Here is a 17,157-nt window from a genome sequence, read left to right as displayed (position 1 = left end):
GGACTGACACCGAGCGCATCCGCCAGGCCCAACGCCCCCAGCAGCGTGCCCAGTTCGTCCGAAACGCCCCGCAACCGCACCCGGCCCCCGTGCCGCCGTGCCGTGAGCGCGAGCCGTGCGAGCAGTTCGACCGCCGCGAGCCCGTCCCGCGCGAACCCGTCGAGGTCGATCACGACCGTCCCGGCGGCCCCGGCGAGGGCGGCGACCCGGCGGTGCAGGGCAGCCGGGTCGGCGGCCGGGTCGTCGACGGGGTCCCCCAGGCGCAGGACGGGGGCGCCGGGTCGCGGCTCCGCGGGTGTACTCGTCTCTGGCGCGCTCGTTTCTGGCGTGCTCGTCTCTGGGTCCACGGAAGGGGTGACCGCGAAGCCGGGCCCGACTCATCGCACAGGAGCGCCCGGGCCCGCCTCGGGACGGGCCGCCCCCACCTCCGACAATGTCCACATGCCTGCACCCGCCACCGATTCCCCCGGCCCGATACCCGTCCCGTCGGGCGCGAAGCCCTCCGCCCCCTCCCCCACCGCGAAAGCCGCCCCGTGCGCGGCGTCCTGACCGGGTTCTGGGTCATCGCCGCCGTCATCGCCGCCGGGTACGCGCTCGGGCGCAGCGGGCGGCTCGGCGAGGGCGGGCGCGAGACGCTGACGCGGCTCGCGTTCCACGTGGCGACGCCCGCGCTGCTCTTCACGACGCTCGCCGACGCCGACCTCGGCGTCCTGCTCTCGGCGAAGCTGCTGGTCACGGCGGGGAGCGTCGTGGTGGTCGGGGCGGTGTACGGGGTCGTCGCGGCCGTGCGCGGCTGGGGGGTCGGGCCGGGGACGATCGGCGCGCTGTGCTCCGGGTACGTCAACGCCGGGAACCTCGGCATCCCCATCGCCGTGTACGTGCTCGGCGACGCCTCGCTCGTCGCGCCCGTACTCCTCTTCCAGCAGATCGTGGCGACCCCCGTCGCGCTCACGATCCTCGACCTGCGCCGCCCGGGCCGCACGAAGGGCGGCCTCGTGGGACAGGTCCTCACGCCGCTGCGCAATCCGATCGCGATCGGTTCGCTGAGCGGGGTGGCGGTCGCGGCGCTGGGGGTGAGCGTGCCGGGCCCTGTCATGGACCCTCTCACGCTCGTCGGCAACATGTCCGTGCCCGCCGTCCTGCTCGCCTTCGGCATCTCGCTGCGCGGATCGGCGCTCCCGGCCCGGGGGCCCGAGGCCGGGCAGGTGCTGCTCTCGGCGGGGCTCAAGGCGCTCGGCCAGCCGCTCATCGCCTGGTTCCTCGCGGCGTGCGTCCTCGGGCTGCGCGGCCACGACCTCCTCGCGGTCGTCGTCACCTCGGCGCTGCCGGCCGCGCAGAACCTCTACACGTACGCGGTGCGGTACCGGGTCGCCGAACGCCTGGCCCGCGAATCGGTGTTGCTCTCGACGGTGCTTTCGGTGCCGGTGCTCGTGGGGGTGGCGGCGGTGCTGGGGTGAGTGTGGCGGGGGGCGGTACGGGGAAGGGGTGCACTCCACGGCGGACGGCGGGCCCGTGCCCGTACCCGCCTCCCCGCCGTCCTCGTCCGAGGAGAGCCGCCATGATCCATGTCACCCGCACGCTCGCGGTGCCCTTCCCGCAGGCGAAGGTGATCGCCTACCTCGCCGACTTCGCCCACGCGGAGGAGTGGGACCCCGGCACGGTCTCGTGCGAACGCCTGGGCGAGGGGACGGTCGGCGAGGGCTCCCGCTGGCACAACGTCACGGAGTTCCGGGGCCGTCGCACCGAGCTGACGTACCGCCTCGACACGTACACCCCCGACCGTCTCGTCTTCTCCGGCGTCAGCCAGACCGCCGAGACGACCGACGACCTCACCTTCACGCCCGGCGCGGGCAGCACCCTCATCACCTACCACGCCACGATCCGCTTCAAGGGCCTCAGCGCCCTCGCGTCCCCCGTCCTCCACCGCGAGTTCGAACGCCTGGGCGACGAGATCACGACGACGATGCCGAGGGCGGTGGCACGGGCGCTGGGGTGAGGGGGCGGGGCCTCAGCGCCCGTAGTGGTAGCGGCAGGCCGCGACGCGGATCTCGTCTTCCACGATCTTGTAGACGAGCCGGTGCTCGTCCGTGATCCGGCGGGACCAGTACCCGTGGAAGCCGTGCTTGAGCGGCTCGGGCTTGCCCCTGCCCTCGTTGCCGTCCCGGGCGATTTCCTGGAGGAGCATGTTGATGCGCTTGAGCACCTTGCGGTCCTGAGTCTGCCACCAGAGGTAGTCCTCCCAGGCGGATTCGTCGAAGACGAACTTCACTCGGCGAGCTCCCGGGGTGCGCCGCCACCGCTCTCCAGTCGCTCGATCGACGCGAGCAGGCGCCGCGCGTTCTCGGGGCTCTTGAGCAGGTGCGCGGTCTCCTTGAGTGCCTGGTAGTCGTCCAGCGCGACGATCACGACGGGCTCGTGGCCGGCGCGCGTGATCACCACCTCTTCGCGGTCATCGACCACCGCGTCCAGGGTCTCGGCGTAGTGCCTGCGGGATTCGGTGTAGGACATCGTCTTCACGACGCCTCCCTTCCTGTACGTAAAAGCGTACAACACGGCGAATTGCCAAGACTTCTTCGCGAAGAACTCTTTGCGAAGAAGTCTTGGCGGTCTACGCTGCCCCCATGAGCACCGCAGACCGGCCCACTCCCCCGTCCGCCTCCCCCTCCATCGCCCTCGACGCCAAGGGCCTGCGCGCCCTCGCGCACCCCGTTCGCGTTCAACTGCTCGGTGCGCTGCGGCGGTTCGGGGCGTCGACCGCGACCGCGCTCGGGCAGCGGCTCGGGGTCAGTTCGGGGACCGCGAGTTATCACCTGCGGCAGCTCGCGGGGGCCGGGTTCGTCGTCGAGGACAGCGAGCGGGGCAACAACCGCGAACGGTGGTGGCGGGCCGCGCACATCGAGACGCTCTTCGACTCCAGCGCGTACGTGGAGCGGGAGCCCGAGGCGACCTTCCTCTACCACCAGGCCGTCGCGGCGGCGCACGCCCGCCGGATGCAGGACGCCGTCAACGAGTACGCGACGCTGCCCGCCGAGTGGCGCGAGGTCTCCGACATGAGCGACTACTCGCTGTGGCTCTCGCCCGAGGAGGCACTGCGGCTCGGCCAGGAGGTGCGCGAGGTCATCGCGCGCTACCGGCAGGCCGGGGCCGAGAAGGCGCCCGAGGGCACGGGCCGCGTCTCGATGATCGTGCACGTCATCCCCGAGGCGGACGAGCGCCCGCCGACCGCCTCCGGCGAGGAGTGAGCCCGCCATGACGACCGCACCCCGCTCCCTGCGCCCCCTGATCGGCGTCCTGCTCGCCATCGGGGTCGCGCAGACCGCGACCCGCATATCCGCGATCGCGCTGCCCTGGTACGTCCTCGCCACGACCGGCAGCGCGACGCGGACCGGTCTCGTCGCGTTCTGCGAGATGGGCCCGTACGTGCTCGCGCAGACTTTCGGCGGGCCGCTCGTCGACCGGCTCGGGGCGCGTACGGTCTCCGGGATCACCGACCTCGTGAGCGCGCTCGCGGCGCTCGCGATCCCCTTGCTCCACGCGGGCGGGGTCCTGAACACGGGCGTGCTGCTCGCGCTCGTCGCCGTGATCGGCACGGCGCGCGGGCCGGGGGACCTCGCCAAGGAGGTCATGGTCCCGGAGGCGGCGGACCTCGCGCGGGTGCCGATGGAGCGGGCGACGGGGCTGTCCGGCACGGTCGAGCGGCTCGCGAGCACGCTCGGTCTCGCGGGCGGCGGCGCGCTCGTGGCCGTACTCGGCGAGCTGACCTCGCTCACCGTCATGGCGGCGCTCTTCGCGCTCGGTTCGGCCGTCGTCCTGACGACGCTGCCGCGCAGGGCGACGGCCGCCGAGGCGGACGTCCCGGCGGCCGAGGGGTACTGGCGGCGGCTCCGCGAGGGCGCGGCCTTCCTGCGCGGGGACCGGCTGCTGCTGGCGGTGGCCGTCGTGGTCGGCGTGACGAATCTGCTCGACGCGGCCACGACCAGCGTGCTGATCCCCGTGTGGGCACGGGACTCGGGCGGCGGCGTCGGGGCGATCGGGGCCGTGGGCGCGGCGATGGGGATCGGCGGGGTCGCGGGGAGCGTGATCGCGGCGGTGTACGCGCACCGGCTGCGCAGGCGCCCCGTCTTCCTCGTGGGCTACTTCCTCACGGGGGCGCCGCGTTACGCGGTCCTCGCGCTGGATGTGCCGCTGTGGTGCGTCGTCGCGGTCTTCGTGATCTCCGGCCTCGGCGCGGGCTTCCTCAACCCGATACTCGGAGCCGTCCAGATCGAACGCGTCCCCCGCCCGCTCCTGGGCAGGGTGCACGGCCTCGTCACCGCCTTCGCCTGGGCGGGCATCCCCTTCGGCGGCCTGCTCGCGGGCTCCCTCCTCGGCGCGACGACACTCGTCCCCACCCTCCTGGCCTGCGGCACGGCGTACTTCCTGGCGACGAGCCTGCCGGGTCTCCTGCCGGAGTGGCGCGAGATGGACCGGCGCCGCAGAACGGAGCAGACGCCCGAGCCGAGAACTGCCGGCTCCGAGGCCGCCTGACGCCTCGCCCCCGGCCCGGCCACAGGCCCACTCCGCCTCCGCGCCCGTACGCTGCCCCGGCCCGGCCATCCCGCTGCCCGGGGCCTTCTTGGGCATCCCGCTCGCATCGGGCGCCGCGACGTCCGCACCCACGCCTTCGGCGGTTCCCCGACGGATGTCAGGCCGCTGTCCTGCGCGGCGCGAGCTGGGAAACCCGCTGATAGGAGATACCGAGGAGCTTCGCCGCGTCCCGGACCGTGAAGCCGTGACGAGTGAGGGCCCGTGCGGCACGCCGGAGCGCCTCGTCCTCGGCGGCATCGGCGGCTTTCTGCCGCTCGCGGGCTGCGGCGAGATCCTCCAGGGCATGGCTGACCCGCTCGTCACCGGGCCGGAGAACGACGGTGTAGTCCTCGTCGATCCCGGCGAACTCGTGGGTGAGTCGGACCAGATCCTCGGCCATTTCCTGAGCCTCGGCCCAGGTGGCACCCTGCGTCGCGTTCACGTACTGATCCGGCAGCCCCTGCACCTCGACGGCCCACCAGTTACCGCTGCGGGTGGCCGTGGCCGTGTAGTCGCGCATCGTGATCCCTTCCACTTCTGGAGGCGAAAGGACGCCCCGGAGGGCGGAAGTCACGTGCCTTCCGCCCTCCGGATGATCTCCTTCGCCGTCGGTTCGGAGATCTCGGTGTGTCTCGGAATCACCAGGGGAAGCGTCCCGAAGTACCAGACCTCGTGCTTTCCCTGCCGTTCGAGACCGAAGCGGACCCCTTTCCCGGATGCCATCTTCGCCAGCGTCCTGATGAGGTCTCTCTTCTTCAGGCCGATTGTCTAACGTACCCGAATGACTAAGTCTAATCCATGCGAACAAGCGAGCTTCCCTCTCCCTCCCGATCGCGCACCAGTACGGACGGCGCAGTCGCGGCGGGACGTGAAGAAGTGGCGGCGAAGGCGGCCGTGTGAGCGCGGGCCGGACTTCCACCGGCCCTTACGCTGCCCCCATGCCCGCTCTCCTCGCCGTCTTTGCCCACCCCGATGACGAGTCGCTGTCCGCCGGGGGGTTGCTCGCGCGGGTCGCCGATGCCGGGTGGCATACGGGGGTCGTGACCGCGACCTGGACGGCGGGGACGCATCGGGAGCCCGAACTCGCCGCCGCGTTGCGGGTGTTGGGGGCCGGGGCACCCCGCTTTCTCGGGTACGCCGACGCAAAGGTGCCGGAGTCGGCGCCGGGGGAGGTGCGGTTGCTCGACGCGGCGCTCGAAGACGCCGTGGCGCGGCTCGGCGGGTACGTGTCCGAGTTCGCTCCGGACGTCATCGTCACGCACGACGCGCTCGGCGGCCTGACCGGGCACCCCGACCACGCCCGTACGCACGAGGTCGCCGCCGGGGCGGCCGAGGCGGCGGGCGTCCCGCTGTGGAGCGCGACGCACCCGCCGTCGGCGCTGCGGGACTGGGGCGCGCTCCTGCGCCCGGGGCAGTCCCCGCGTGTCCTGCCGGAGGAGCGGGCGGACCTGCGGCTGGACGTACGGCCCTGGCTGGACCGGAAGTGCGCGGCGATCCTCGCGCACGCGAGCGAGGTGGAGCGAGGAGCCGCCCCCGGACGGCTGGCGGCGATGGCGGAGGACGTACGGGGGCGGCTGCTCGGGACGGAGTGGTACGAGACCGGCGGGGCCGGGCCGGAGGTCCCGTGACTGCGGGGCGGGCCGGGGACCCGCCCCGCCGGGAGGTCAGCCCGCCGCCACCCGGTCCAGCACGATCGGGCGGGCCATCAGGCCCCCCGTCTCCGCGATCTCGTACGAGCCCTCCACCGACTCCAGCGCGTACGCGAAGCGGTCAGGCGTGTCCGTGTGCAGGGTCAGCAGCGGCTGGCCCGCCCTCACCGATTCCCCCGGCTTCGCGTGGAGTTCGACGCCCGCCCCGGCCTGTACCGGGTCCTCCTTGCGGGCGCGGCCCGCGCCCAGGCGCCAGGCGGCCACGCCGATGTCGTAGGCGTCGAGGCGGGTGAGGACGCCGTCGCGCGGGGCCGTGACGACGTGCGTCTCGCGCGCCACCGGCAGCGCGGCGTCCGGGTCGCCGCCCTGCGCCGCGATCATCCGCCGCCACACGTCCATCGCCGAGCCGTCCGCGAGCGCCTTCGCCGGGTCCGCGTCCGTCAGCCCGGCCCCGTCGAGCATCTCGCGGGCCAGCGCGAGCGTCAGCTCGACCACGTCCGCCGGGCCGCCGCCCGCCAGGACCTCCACCGACTCGCGTACCTCCAGCGCGTTGCCCGCCGTCAGGCCGAGCGGCGTGGACATGTCGGTGAGCAGCGCGACGGTCCGTACGCCGTGGTCCGTGCCGAGCCCCACCATCGTCTCGGCGAGTTCGCGCGCGTCCGCCACGTTCTTCATGAAGGCCCCGGACCCGCACTTCACGTCCAGGACGAGCGAGCCCGTCCCCTCCGCGATCTTCTTCGACATGATCGAGGAGGCGATGAGCGGGATCGCCTCGACCGTCCCCGTCACGTCGCGCAGCGCGTAGAGCTTCTTGTCGGCGGGGGCGAGGCCGTCGCCCGCCGCGCAGATGACCGCGCCGGTCGAGTCGAGCACGTCCATCAGCTCGGCGTTCGTGAGGCTCGCGCGCCAGCCGGGGATCGCCTCCAGCTTGTCGAGGGTGCCGCCCGTGTGGCCGAGGCCCCGCCCGCTGAGCTGCGGCACGGCGGCACCGCACGCGGCGACGAGCGGCGCGAGCGGCAGCGTGATCTTGTCGCCGACGCCGCCCGTGGAGTGCTTGTCGGCGGTGGGGCGGCTGAGCGAGGAGAAGTCCATGCGCTCGCCAGAGGCGATCATCGCGGCGGTCCAGCGCGAGATCTCGCGGCGCGTCATGCCGTTGAGCAGGATCGCCATCGCGAGCGCGGACATCTGCTCGTCCGCGACGACGCCGCGCGTGTACGCGTCCACGACCCAGTCGATCTGCGCCTCGCTCAGCTCCCCCCGGTCGCGCTTCGTACGGATGACGGAGATGACGTCCACTTACGGCTCCCAAAGATGGTGAAACGGTACGGGCCCGGCGCGCGCGCCGGGCCCGTCCTGACTGATACCCGCTACGAATCAGAGCTTGTGCGGCCCGAAGGCGTCGGGCAGTTGCTGCGCGAGGGTGCGGATGCCGGCCGCCGTCTCCAGGAGCAGCGCGTCGCCCCCGTGCTCGTACAGGAGCTGGCGGCAGCGCCCGCACGGCATGAGGACCTGGCCCTGGCCGTCCACGCACGTGAAGTGGGTCAGCCGGCCGCCGCCCGAGAGCAGGAGCTGTGAGACGAGCCCGCACTCGGCGCACAGGCTCAGCCCGTAGCTCGCGTTCTCGACGTTGCAGCCGCTGACCGTGCGGCCGTCGGCGACGCGCGCGGCGGCGCCGACGCGGTAGCCGGAGTACGGCGCGTACGCGGCGAGCATCGCGGTCCGGGCGGCTTCGCGCAGCCCGTCCCAGTCGAACTCCGCGTCCGCCCCCGTCGCCGTCATCCGCCCTGGCCCTTCCGGTACGGCATCCCGTCCGCCTTCGGCATCCGCAGCCGCTGCGCCGAGAGCGCGAGCACGAGGAGCGTCACGACGTACGGCGTCATGGCGACGAACTGCGAGGGGACCTCGTCGCTCAACAGGTACCACACGAGCAGCAGCGCCCCGACGACCGTCGTGACACCCGCCGCGAGCCACTTCTTGCGCCACACGAGCCACGCCACGGCGAAGGCGAGCAGGATGACGAGGAGCAGCAGCACCGCGTGCACGTTCTCGCCGCCGCCGCGCAGGCGGAGCGAGTCGGTGTAGCCGAAGAGCCCGGCGCCGAGGGCGAGTCCGCCCGGCATCCAGTTGCCGAAGATCATCGCGGCGAGGCCGATGTAGCCGCGCCCGCCGGTCTGGCCCTCCAGGTAGATGTTGGAGGAGACGAGCGCGAGGAAGGCGCCGCCGAGGCCCGCGAAGCCGCCGGAGATGATCACCGCGAGGTACTTGTAGCGGTAGACGTCCACGCCGAGGGACTCGGCCGCGACCGGGTTCTCGCCGCAGGAGCGCAGCCGCAGGCCGAAGCTCGTGCGCCACAGCACCCACCACGTGAACGGCACGAGGAGCAGGGCGATCAGCGTCAGCGGCGAGAGGTCGGTGAGGACGCCGCCGACGAGCCCGGCGAGGTCCGAGATCAGGAACCAGTGCTTGTTCGCGAGGTCGCTGAGCCCGTCCGCGACGCCCGGCACGGTCCAGGTGCCGAGCGAGTCGATCGGCGGGGACTGCTTCGACGTACCGCCGTCCGCCTCGGCGAAGGTGAAGATCGAGAGGTAGCGCGTGACGCCGAGCGCGAGGATGTTGATCGCGACACCGGAGACGATGTGGTTGACGTTGTACGTCACCGTGATGATCGCGTGCAGCAGGCCGCCGAGCGCGCCGCCGACGATGCCGAGCAGGATGCCCACCCAGGGGCCCCACTGGTAGCCGGCCCAGGCGCCGAACCAGGTGCCGAGGATCATCATGCCTTCGAGGCCGATGTTGACGACGCCCGCGCGCTCGGCCCACAGCCCGCCGAGCCCGGCGAGGCCGATCGGGACGGCCAGGCGCAGCGCGGCGGACATCTGCCCGGTCGCGGTGATGCCGTCGGCGCCGGTGATGAGCCGTACGGCGGAGACGATGATCAGGAGCCCTGCGACGAGGAGCAGGACCACGGGCCAGGTGAGCTTGGGGCGGGGGCGGGGCGGCGCGGCCTGCGCCTTCTCCGGTGCGGTGGTGGTGGGCGTACTCATCGGGCCGCCGCCTCCTTCTTGACCTCGGTGGACGGGGTGGCGGCGGCAGCGGCTGCCGCGAGTTCGAGCCCGACGCGGCGCTGCTGGCGGCGCAGGCCCCACAGCCGTACCTGCTCGTAGGCGACGACGACGGCGATCACGATGATCCCCTGCATGATCGTCGCGATCTCCTTCTCGTACCCGTTGTAGTCGAGTACGGCGCTCGCCTTGTCGAGGAAGGCGATCAGGAGCGAGGCGGCGGCGATGCCGAGCGGGTTGTTGCGGCCGAGCAGGGCGATCGTGATGCCGGTGAAGCCGAGGCCGCTGGGGAAGCTCTGGCTGTACGTGTGCGTGTCGCCGAGCAGGATCGGCAGGCCCGCGAGCCCGGCGACCGCGCCGGACAGGAGCATCGCGGTGAGCGTCATGCGCTTGGCGCTGACGCCGCTCGCCGCCGCGGCCTCCTCGGAGGCGCCCGAGGCGCGCAGGTCGAAGCCGAAGCGGGTGCGGTTGAGGACGAGCCAGTAGACGAGGCCCGCGAGGATCGCGACGAAGACGAAGCCGTAGATCTCGCCCGCGTCGCCCATGCCGATGCCGGGGAACCAGCCGGCCTTGTCCATGACGCCGGTCGTCTGGTTGTTGCCGACCTGCACACCGAAGTTGTCGGTGAGGCACAGCCACACGATGAGCGAGGTCGCGACCGAGTTGAGCATGATCGTCGCGACGACCTCGCTCACGCCGCGCATGACCTTCAGGACGCCGGCGATCCCGGCCCACAGGGCGCCGGTGAGCATCGCGATGATCAGCAGCGCGGGGATCTGGAGCACCTGCGGCAGCGCGAGGTGGAAACCGGCGATCGCGGTGACGCAGGCGGCGAGGCGGTACTGCCCGTCGACGCCGATGTTGAAGAGGTTCATGCGGAAGCCGAGGGCGACCGCGAGCGCGGCGAGGTAGTAGACCCCCGCCTGGTTGATGATCAGGACCTGCTGGTCGGAGTAGCCGATCTGCTCGAACATGAGCTGGAAGGGCTCGACCGGGTTCTTGCCCGAGACGACCAGGACGATGCCGGTCACGACGAACGACACGACGAGGGCGATCACCGGGCCCGCGACGGCCAGGATCAGCCGCTCGGAGTCCCACTTCTTGCCGGAGGGGCCGTGCGCCTCGGAGCCCCGGGACGGGCCGGGCCCTCCGGACTTGCCCGGCTTGCCCGGCTTGCCCGGCTCCAGCGGCGACTCGTCCGGTGACTGCGCGGAGAGGTTGCTCATCGAGGGGTGTCCTTCTCCTGCGGGGCCTTCGAGGTCTGCGGGGGTACGGGTTTCTTCGCGGTGTCCACCGAGGGGGCGGCCTTCGCGGCGGCGGTCCCGGTGGTGGCGCTCTCCTCCAGGTGGCCGCTGCTCGCCCCCGTCATCGCGGAGCCCAGTTCCTCGGGCGTGATGTGCGCGGGGTCGGCGTCGGCGACGAGGCGGCCGCGGTAGATGACCCGCAGGGTGTCCGAGAGGCCGATGAGTTCGTCCAGGTCTGCGGAGATGAGGAGGACCGCGAGCCCTTCGCGGCGCGCCTCGCGGATCTGGTCCCAGATCTGCGCCTGCGCGCCGACGTCCACGCCCCGGGTCGGGTGCGCGGCGATCAGGAAGCGCGGCTTGTGGCTCATCTCGCGGCCGACGATGAGCTTCTGCTGGTTGCCGCCGGAGAGCGAACCGGCCGTCACGTCGATGCCGGGCGTACGGACGTCGTACTCCTCGACGATGCGGCGCGTGTCCTCCTGCGCGGCCTTCGGCGTGAGCCAGAAGCCCTTCGCGGCGGGCTCCTCGGTGACGTGCCCGAGCATGCGGTTCTCCCACAGCGGCGCGTCGAGGAGGAGACCGTGGCGGTGGCGGTCCTCGGGGATGTAGCCGACGCCGTGCTCGCGGCGCTTGCGCGTCGGCCACGGCGTGATCTCCTCGCCCGCGAGGAGGATGCGGCCCGAGTCGGCGCCCTTGAGGCCGATGAGCGCGTCGATCAGCTCGGTCTGCCCGTTGCCCTCGACGCCCGCGATGCCGAGGACCTCGCCCTCGTGGATCGTGAAGCTGATGTCGTCGAGGAGGGGCCGGCCGCCGTCGGCGCACAGCCGCAGCTTCTCGACGGTGAGCAGCGCGCGGTCCGTCACGGTGGACTCGGCGGTCTCCGGGGTGGGCAGTTCGCTGCCGACCATCAGCTCGGCGAGCTGCTTGGGCGTCGTCTCGGCGGGAACGGCGGTGCCCACCGTCGTACCGCGCCGGATGACGGTGATGTCGTCGGCGACGGAGAGGACTTCGCCGAGCTTGTGCGAGATGAAGATGACGCTGAGGCCCTCGGCCTTCAGCTCGCGCAGGTTGCCGAAGAGCGCGTCGACCTCCTGCGGCACGAGCACGGCGGTCGGCTCGTCGAGGATGAGCGTCGTCGCACCCCGGTAGAGCACCTTGAGGATCTCGACGCGCTGCCGCTCGGCCACCCCGAGGTCCTCGACGCGTACGTCGGGGCGGACCCCGAGCCCGTAGCGCTCGGACAGCTCGACGATCCTGCGGCGCGCGGCCCCGCCGATGCCGTGCAGCTTCTCGCTGCCGAGCACGACGTTCTCCAGGACGGTGAGGTAGTCGGCGAGCATGAAGTGCTGGTGCACCATGCCGATGCCGCGCGCGATCGCGTCGGCCGGGGAGCCGAAGGCGGCCTCCTGGCCGTCCACGCGGATCGTGCCCTCGTCGGGCTTCTGCATCCCGTAGAGGATCTTCATCAGCGTCGACTTGCCCGCGCCGTTCTCGCCGACGAGCGCGTGCACGGTGCCCTTGCGGACGCTGAGGTGGATGTCGTGGTTGGCGACCACGCCCGGGAAGCGCTTGGTGATGCCCTGGAGCTCGACCGCGGGCGCCTGGCCGCCGGACGGAGGGCTTTGAGACGCGTTGATGGCGCATTCTCCTCGGAAGGGGGCCCGCGTGCGGCGGCCCGGACGGGTGCGGGAGGGGTGGTGCGGGGGCGGGTGCCGGTCGGCCCCGGGGCGGGTTCAGCCTCCCCGGGGCCGGTGACGGCACCGTTTCGTGGCGGTGTCCACTGGTTCAGTTGTGGCGGTGCGGGACCGCCCGCGCTGCCGCGGGACCGCCCCCGGCGCTACGGGCTCCGCTCGGCCCCGTACCGCCGTGCGCGCGCGTGGCCCGGACGATACGCGCCGGCCGGGCCCAAGGCGCCGCTCAGCTGGTGGTCTTGACCTTGATCTTGCCCGCGGCGATGTCGGCCTTGGCCTTCTCGATCGCCTTCTGGAGCTTGGCGTCGCCCTTGAACTCCGGGTTGGAGTCGGCGAGGCCGACACCGTCGGAGCCGAGGTCGGCGCGGACGACGCCGGTCGCGGGCTTGCCGTCCTCCACCGACTTCACGAGGTTGTAGACCGCGCCCGCGACGTCCTTGGTGGCGGAGGTGAGGATGTGGTCCTTGTACTTCGCCAGCGGCTTCTGGCTGTACTGGTCGGAGTCGACGCCGATCGCCCACTTGTCGGCGGCGGCCGCGGCCTCGATGACGCCCTGGCCGGAGAGACCGGCGGCGGCGTAGACGACGTCCGCGCCCTTGTCGAGCTGGCCCTTCGCGGCCTCCTTGCCCAGGTTCGGGCTGGAGAAGCCGCCGTCCTCGGCCTTCTCGGTGAGGTACTGCTTCTCGATCTTGATCTTCGGGTCGACCGACTGGGCGCCCTGGACGTACCCGGCCTCGAACTTGTGGATGAGGGGGACGTCCACGCCGCCGACGAAGCCGATGTGGCCGCTCTTGCTGGTCATCGCGGCGGCGATGCCCGCGAGGTAGCTCGCCTGCTCCTCGTGGAAGACGAGGTCGGCGACGTTCTTCTCCTGGATGGTCTCGTCGTCGACGATGCCGAAGGTCGTCTTCGGGTGCTTGGCCGCGACCTCCTTGATGGCGGGCGCGTAGGCGAAGCCGACTCCGATGACGGGGTTGTAGCCCTGCTTCGCGAGCTGGTCGAGGCGGGCGACCTTGTCGGCGTCGGACTCGCCGTCGTTCGGCTCGACGTCCTCGCCGGTGAACTTGAACTCCTGCTCCGCCTTCACCATGCCCGCGTGCGCGGCATCATTGAAGGACTGGTCGCCCCGGCCACCGACGTCGTAGGCGAGGGCGAGACCCTTGGCCTTGGAGTCGCCGCCCTTGTCCTTGTCGGCGGCGGCGTCGCTGGAGGTACCGCCACAAGCGGTGACGGAGACGGCGAGAGCGGCGGTCGCAATGCCTGCGGCAGCGATTCGGGACAGGCGGCGCATGAGCGGGACTCCTTGTGTGGCGGCACCCGGATGGGGCGCTGGTTCCGCCGCAGCGTAACGCGCGTAGAACGCGCGGAAAACCCCCGCAGGTCACCCGTTATCCACCTGTGCCCAGGCGCCGTGGGCGCGGTTTCGCGGAGAGTGACCTTGCGCAGGTCGCGCGGTTTCGGGGCTCCGCCCCGGACCCCGCTCCTCAAACTCCCCCAGCCTTCGGCCGGGAGGTACCCCCAGAGGGGCTGGGTTTTTGCGTCCAGCCCCTCCCGGAAACGACCGCGTCAGGACGTCGGGACGTCGATCTTGCCCGCCTTGATGTCCGCCTCCGCCTTCTCGACCGCCGCCGTCAGGTCCGTCATCTTGCCGTACGCCGGGTTCGACTCGGAGAGGCCCACGCGGCCCGAGGCCAGGTCGAAGCGGGTTTCGCCGGTCTTGGGGGAGCCGTCGACGACGGACTTCGTCAGGTCGTAGACCGCGCCGCCGACGTCCTTCAGGACCGACGTCAGGATGTACTCCTTGTACTTGGCGAGCGGCTTCTGGTTGTACTGGTCGGAGTCGACGCCGATGGCCCACTTCTTCGCCGCCGCGGCCTCCTCGATGACGCCCTGGCCGGAGAGCCCGGCCGCCGCGTAGAGGACGTCGGCGCCCTTGTCGAGCTGGCCCTTGGCCGCCTCCTTGCCCAGGTTCGGGCTGGAGAAGCCGCCGTCCTCGGCCTTCTCCGTGAGGTACTGCTCCTCGACCTTGATCTTCGGGTCGACGGAGGCGACGCCCGCCTTGAAGCCCGCGCCGAACTTGTGGATGAGCGGCACGTCGACGCCGCCGATGAAGCCCACGTGCTTCTTCTTCGTCGCCTTCGCCGCCGCGACGCCCGCGAGGTAGGAGCCCTGTTCCTCGTGGAAGACGAGGTCGGCGACGTTGTCGCCCTTGACGGTGTCGTCGTCGATGATGCCGAAGGTGAGCTTCGGGTACTTGGGCGCGACCTCCTTCAGGGCGGGCGCGTACGCGAAGCCGACGCCGACGATCGGGTTGTAGCCGCTCTTGGCGAGCTGCGTGAGGCGCGCGACCTTGTCGGCGTCGGACTCGCCGTCCTGCGGTTCGACGGCCTGGCCGCCGAGCTTGAACTCCTTGCGGGCCTTCTCGAAGCCCGCGTACGCGGCGTCGTTGAACGACTGGTCGCCGCGCCCGCCGACGTCGTACGCGAGGCCGATGCCCTTGGACGCGGAGGAGTCGCCCTTCTTGGCGTCGTCCTTCTCTGCCTCACCGCTCGTCTTCCCGCAGGCGGTGGCGGCGAGCGCCAGCGCGGCGACTCCCACGGCGACCCGGGTGAACCTCGACTTGTGACCCACGGGGAACTCCCCTTCTCCAGGCGCTTGTTCGACGCGATCGTCGGCGCTCTCCAACGCGCCGCACAGTAACGCGCGTAGAAGCGGGGGCTGAAGGGCTTCGGCGAGGCGTTACCCATTCGTGCCAACGGGCCGTTACGGGCCGGTGAACGAGGGTGACGAAGGGGGGATTTGGGCGCCAGGCCGAAAACCTCAGCCCAAAAATCCAGCCCCTCCGGGCGGCACCTCCCGGCCGAAGGCTGGGGGAGATTGAGGAGCGGGGTGTGGGGCGGAGCCCCACAAGGGGCCCGCCCCGCCCTCGGGGGCTCAGCTCGTCCGGTCCTCCGCCGCGTCGAGCAGCGCCGCCGCCGTGAACAACTCGACCCCCACCGCGATCGCCGACTCGTCCACGTCGAAGTCGCCCTGGTGCAGGTCGCGGGAGAGCCGGTCGCCGGGGGTGCGGACGCCGAGGCGGGCCATCGCGCCGGGCACGTGCTGGAGGTACCAGGAGAAGTCCTCGCCGCCCAGGCTCTGTTCGGTGCTCTCGACGGAGTCGGCGCCGTGCCGCGCGGTCATCGCGTCGCGCAACAGGTCGGCGGCGGAAGCCTCGTTGACGACCGGGGGCACTCCGCGCACGTACGTGATCTGCGTCTTCGCGCCGTAGAGCGCCGCGACCTCGTCGATCGCCGCGTACACCGTGTCGGGCGCCGTCTCCCACGTGCGCTGGTCCAGGCACCGTACGGTCCCGGCGAGTTCGGCGTGCTGCGGGATGACGTTGGTGGCGTGCCCGGACTCGATGCGGCCCCACGTGATCGCGAGCCCCGCGCGGGTGTCGACCCGGCGCCCGACGAGCGCGGGGACCTCGGTGGCGACCTTGGCGACGGCCGTGACGAGGTCGGTCGTCAGGTGCGGGCGCGCGGTGTGGCCGCCGGGGCCGTCGAGCGAGATCTTGAGGCTGTCGCACGCCGAGGTGATCGGGCCGTGGCGCAGCCCGATGCGGCCCGCGTCGACCTTGGGGTCGCAGTGCACGGCGAGGATGCGGCCCACGTTCTCCAGGACCCCGTCGCGCACCGCGTCGGCCGCGCCGCCGGGCAGGACCTCCTCGGCCGGCTGGAAGACGAGCCGGACCGGGCGCGGCAGCAGGCCGCGCTGGAGGAGGTCGGCGAGGACGAGGCCGGTACCGAGCACGACGGTCGTGTGCACGTCGTGGCCGCAGGCGTGCGCGCGGCCGGGGACGGTGGAGCGGTAGGCGGTCGTGACCTTGGTGTCGGGGATGGGCAGCGCGTCGATGTCGGCACGCAGCGCGAGCATCGGGCGGCCCCCGTCCCACTCGCCGATGTCGCACACGAGCCCGGTGCCGCCCTTGAGCACGCGGGGGCGCAGGCCCGCCTCCTCCAGTCTGGCCTTGATCGCCCCGGTCGTACGGACCTCCTGGTTGCCCAGCTCCGGGTGCGCGTGCAGATCGCGCCGGAAGGCGATCAGCTCCTCGCACAGCCCGGCGGGAAAATCGGCCGCCGCACCGGGCAGGGCCGCGCCTGAAGCGGCGGCGGCTCCGGCCGGGGCGACATCGGTGGTGGCGGTGGGGGCGGGGGCATCGGTCTCGGGCGCTTCGAGGTGGCTCACCCTTCGAAGGGTAAGGCGATGCAGGGGGCAACTATCCAGTCAAACGCGAAAGTTCACCGGGAAAGACGTAAGAAAGTCTGCCCGATTCCGCATGGTGGACGCCCACGATGGGTATGCCTCGCTTTTACTCGTGTTTACGCTCGCGTGTTCGGATCGGCCGGAACGTCCGCGTTCCCCGCCGCGCCGTCCCCGCGCCCCGCCTCCCGCACGGCGTCGAGGAATTCCCGTACCGCCGTGCTCCGCTCCCCCGCCCGCACCGCCCCGTGGACGGCGCGCACGGGCGGGTCGGTGAGCGGGCGCGCGACGAGTCCGGGGCGCAGCGCGGGGACGAGGGAGCGCGGGACGAGCGCGACGCCGTGCCCGGTGGCGACGAAGCCCTGCTTGCCGAGCCAGCCGCCGCACTCGACGCCCGCGCGCGGCGTGAACCCGGCCCGCGCCGCCGCCGCCGTGAGGAGGGAGGCCGCGCCCTCGTAGTCCTCGACCCACAGCTCGTCCGCGAGCGCCGCGAGGTCGGCGACGGCGTGTGCGGCGAGCGGGTGGCCCGTGGGGAGCAGGCACCACAGGGGCTCGTCGAAGAGGTGCGTGACGGTGAGCCCCGAGTGGGCGGGCAGCCCCGGCGGGTAGTCGGTGACGACGGCGAGATCGAGTTCCCCGTCGTGGACGCGCGGCAGCAGGCGCGGGGTCGTGTCCTCGGCGAAGACGGCGCCCGCGCCGG

Annotated in this window: 19 protein-coding genes; 5 read left to right on the top strand and 14 right to left on the bottom strand. The window is 72.2% G+C overall.

Translation table 11 applies throughout. From position 1 onward, the window contains the following. The coding region (locus tag G3I42_RS22460) for an STAS domain-containing protein (RefSeq protein WP_343244627.1) at nt 1–347 on the bottom strand (347 nt) is incomplete at its 3' end. A gap of 186 nt (nt 348–533) precedes the next feature. Between G3I42_RS22460 and G3I42_RS22455 the strand changes: the two genes are divergently transcribed. Both G3I42_RS22455 and G3I42_RS22450 read left to right on the top strand, forming a co-directional pair. After that, complete coding sequence (locus G3I42_RS22455; RefSeq protein ID WP_164288668.1) at nt 534–1,457, top strand: AEC family transporter; 924 nt, start codon at nt 534–536, stop codon at nt 1,455–1,457. Nucleotides 1,458–1,558: 101 nt separating this feature from the next. Continuing rightward, nucleotides 1,559–1,996 (top strand): SRPBCC family protein, encoded by a 438-nt coding sequence (locus tag G3I42_RS22450; RefSeq protein ID WP_164288667.1) that lies wholly within the window; start codon nt 1,559–1,561, stop codon nt 1,994–1,996. A 12-nt stretch (nt 1,997–2,008) separates the two neighbouring features. Here G3I42_RS22450 and G3I42_RS22445 read toward each other — a convergent pair whose 3' ends face one another. Both G3I42_RS22445 and G3I42_RS22440 read right to left on the bottom strand, forming a co-directional pair. Continuing rightward, nucleotides 2,009–2,269, bottom strand: coding sequence for a Txe/YoeB family addiction module toxin (locus G3I42_RS22445; protein ID WP_164288665.1), 261 nt, complete (start codon nt 2,267–2,269; stop codon nt 2,009–2,011). After that, complete coding sequence (locus G3I42_RS22440; protein ID WP_164288663.1) at nt 2,266–2,517, bottom strand: type II toxin-antitoxin system prevent-host-death family antitoxin; 252 nt, start codon at nt 2,515–2,517, stop codon at nt 2,266–2,268. The genes G3I42_RS22445 and G3I42_RS22440 overlap by 4 nt, the downstream gene beginning before the upstream one ends. A 104-nt stretch (nt 2,518–2,621) precedes the next feature. On the opposite strand from G3I42_RS22440, the gene G3I42_RS22435 reads away from it, so the two are divergent. Beyond that, nucleotides 2,622–3,242 (top strand): winged helix-turn-helix domain-containing protein, encoded by a 621-nt coding sequence (locus G3I42_RS22435; protein WP_164288661.1) that lies wholly within the window; start codon nt 2,622–2,624, stop codon nt 3,240–3,242. Between the two features lie 7 nt (nt 3,243–3,249). Beyond that, nucleotides 3,250–4,527: an MFS transporter gene (locus G3I42_RS22430; RefSeq protein ID WP_164288659.1), complete on the top strand. Its 1,278-nt coding sequence runs from the start codon at nt 3,250–3,252 to the stop codon at nt 4,525–4,527. A 157-nt stretch (nt 4,528–4,684) separates the two neighbouring features. Here the strand turns inward: G3I42_RS22430 and G3I42_RS22425 are convergent, their stop codons facing one another. Next, nucleotides 4,685–5,086 carry a type II toxin-antitoxin system HicB family antitoxin gene (locus G3I42_RS22425; protein ID WP_164288657.1) on the bottom strand — a complete coding sequence of 134 codons (402 nt, stop codon included), beginning with the start codon at nt 5,084–5,086 and terminating at the stop codon, nt 4,685–4,687. 50 nt (nt 5,087–5,136) lie between these two features. Next, nucleotides 5,137–5,289, bottom strand: a complete 153-nt coding sequence (locus G3I42_RS22420) for a type II toxin-antitoxin system HicA family toxin (protein WP_164288655.1) — start codon at nt 5,287–5,289, stop codon at nt 5,137–5,139. A 215-nt stretch (nt 5,290–5,504) separates the two neighbouring features. Between G3I42_RS22420 and G3I42_RS22415 the strand changes: the two genes are divergently transcribed. After that, nucleotides 5,505–6,194 (top strand): PIG-L deacetylase family protein, encoded by a 690-nt coding sequence (locus tag G3I42_RS22415; protein WP_164288653.1) that lies wholly within the window; start codon nt 5,505–5,507, stop codon nt 6,192–6,194. Nucleotides 6,195–6,230: 36 nt separating this feature from the next. Here the strand turns inward: G3I42_RS22415 and G3I42_RS22410 are convergent, their stop codons facing one another. The 9 genes from G3I42_RS22410 to G3I42_RS22370 form a co-directional block, all read right to left on the bottom strand. After that, entirely contained in the window at nt 6,231–7,511 is a 1,281-nt protein-coding gene (locus G3I42_RS22410) for a thymidine phosphorylase (RefSeq protein WP_164288651.1), read from the bottom strand. A gap of 78 nt (nt 7,512–7,589) precedes the next feature. Next, nucleotides 7,590–7,994: a cytidine deaminase gene (locus tag G3I42_RS22405; RefSeq protein ID WP_164288648.1), complete on the bottom strand. Its 405-nt coding sequence runs from the start codon at nt 7,992–7,994 to the stop codon at nt 7,590–7,592. Then, a complete protein-coding gene (locus G3I42_RS22400; protein ID WP_164288646.1) occupies nt 7,991–9,259 on the bottom strand; it encodes an ABC transporter permease in 1,269 nt (422 codons plus the stop codon). The genes G3I42_RS22405 and G3I42_RS22400 overlap by 4 nt, the downstream gene beginning before the upstream one ends. After that, entirely contained in the window at nt 9,256–10,503 is a 1,248-nt protein-coding gene (locus G3I42_RS22395) for an ABC transporter permease (RefSeq protein ID WP_164288644.1), read from the bottom strand. The genes G3I42_RS22400 and G3I42_RS22395 overlap by 4 nt, the downstream gene beginning before the upstream one ends. Beyond that, nucleotides 10,500–12,077 (bottom strand): ABC transporter ATP-binding protein, encoded by a 1,578-nt coding sequence (locus tag G3I42_RS22390; protein ID WP_164288642.1) that lies wholly within the window; start codon nt 12,075–12,077, stop codon nt 10,500–10,502. The genes G3I42_RS22395 and G3I42_RS22390 overlap by 4 nt, the downstream gene beginning before the upstream one ends. Before the next feature lie 361 nt (nt 12,078–12,438). After that, entirely contained in the window at nt 12,439–13,503 is a 1,065-nt protein-coding gene (locus G3I42_RS22385; RefSeq protein WP_164288640.1) for a BMP family ABC transporter substrate-binding protein, read from the bottom strand. Nucleotides 13,504–13,778: 275 nt separating this feature from the next. After that, nucleotides 13,779–14,843, bottom strand: coding sequence for a BMP family ABC transporter substrate-binding protein (locus G3I42_RS22380; protein ID WP_164288638.1), 1,065 nt, complete (start codon nt 14,841–14,843; stop codon nt 13,779–13,781). Nucleotides 14,844–15,146: 303 nt separating this feature from the next. Further along, nucleotides 15,147–16,346, bottom strand: a complete 1,200-nt coding sequence (locus tag G3I42_RS22375) for an amidohydrolase (protein WP_203607166.1) — start codon at nt 16,344–16,346, stop codon at nt 15,147–15,149. A 230-nt stretch (nt 16,347–16,576) separates the two neighbouring features. Next, nucleotides 16,577–17,157 (bottom strand): LysR substrate-binding domain-containing protein (locus G3I42_RS22370; RefSeq protein WP_239096615.1); only part of this gene is annotated, 581 nt, incomplete at its 5' end.

The sequence above is a fragment of the Streptomyces sp. SID11385 genome (assembly GCF_010548245.1).
Taxonomy (GTDB): Bacteria; Actinomycetota; Actinomycetes; order Streptomycetales; family Streptomycetaceae; genus Streptomyces.
This window is presented reverse-complemented; position numbering and strand designations above follow the sequence as displayed.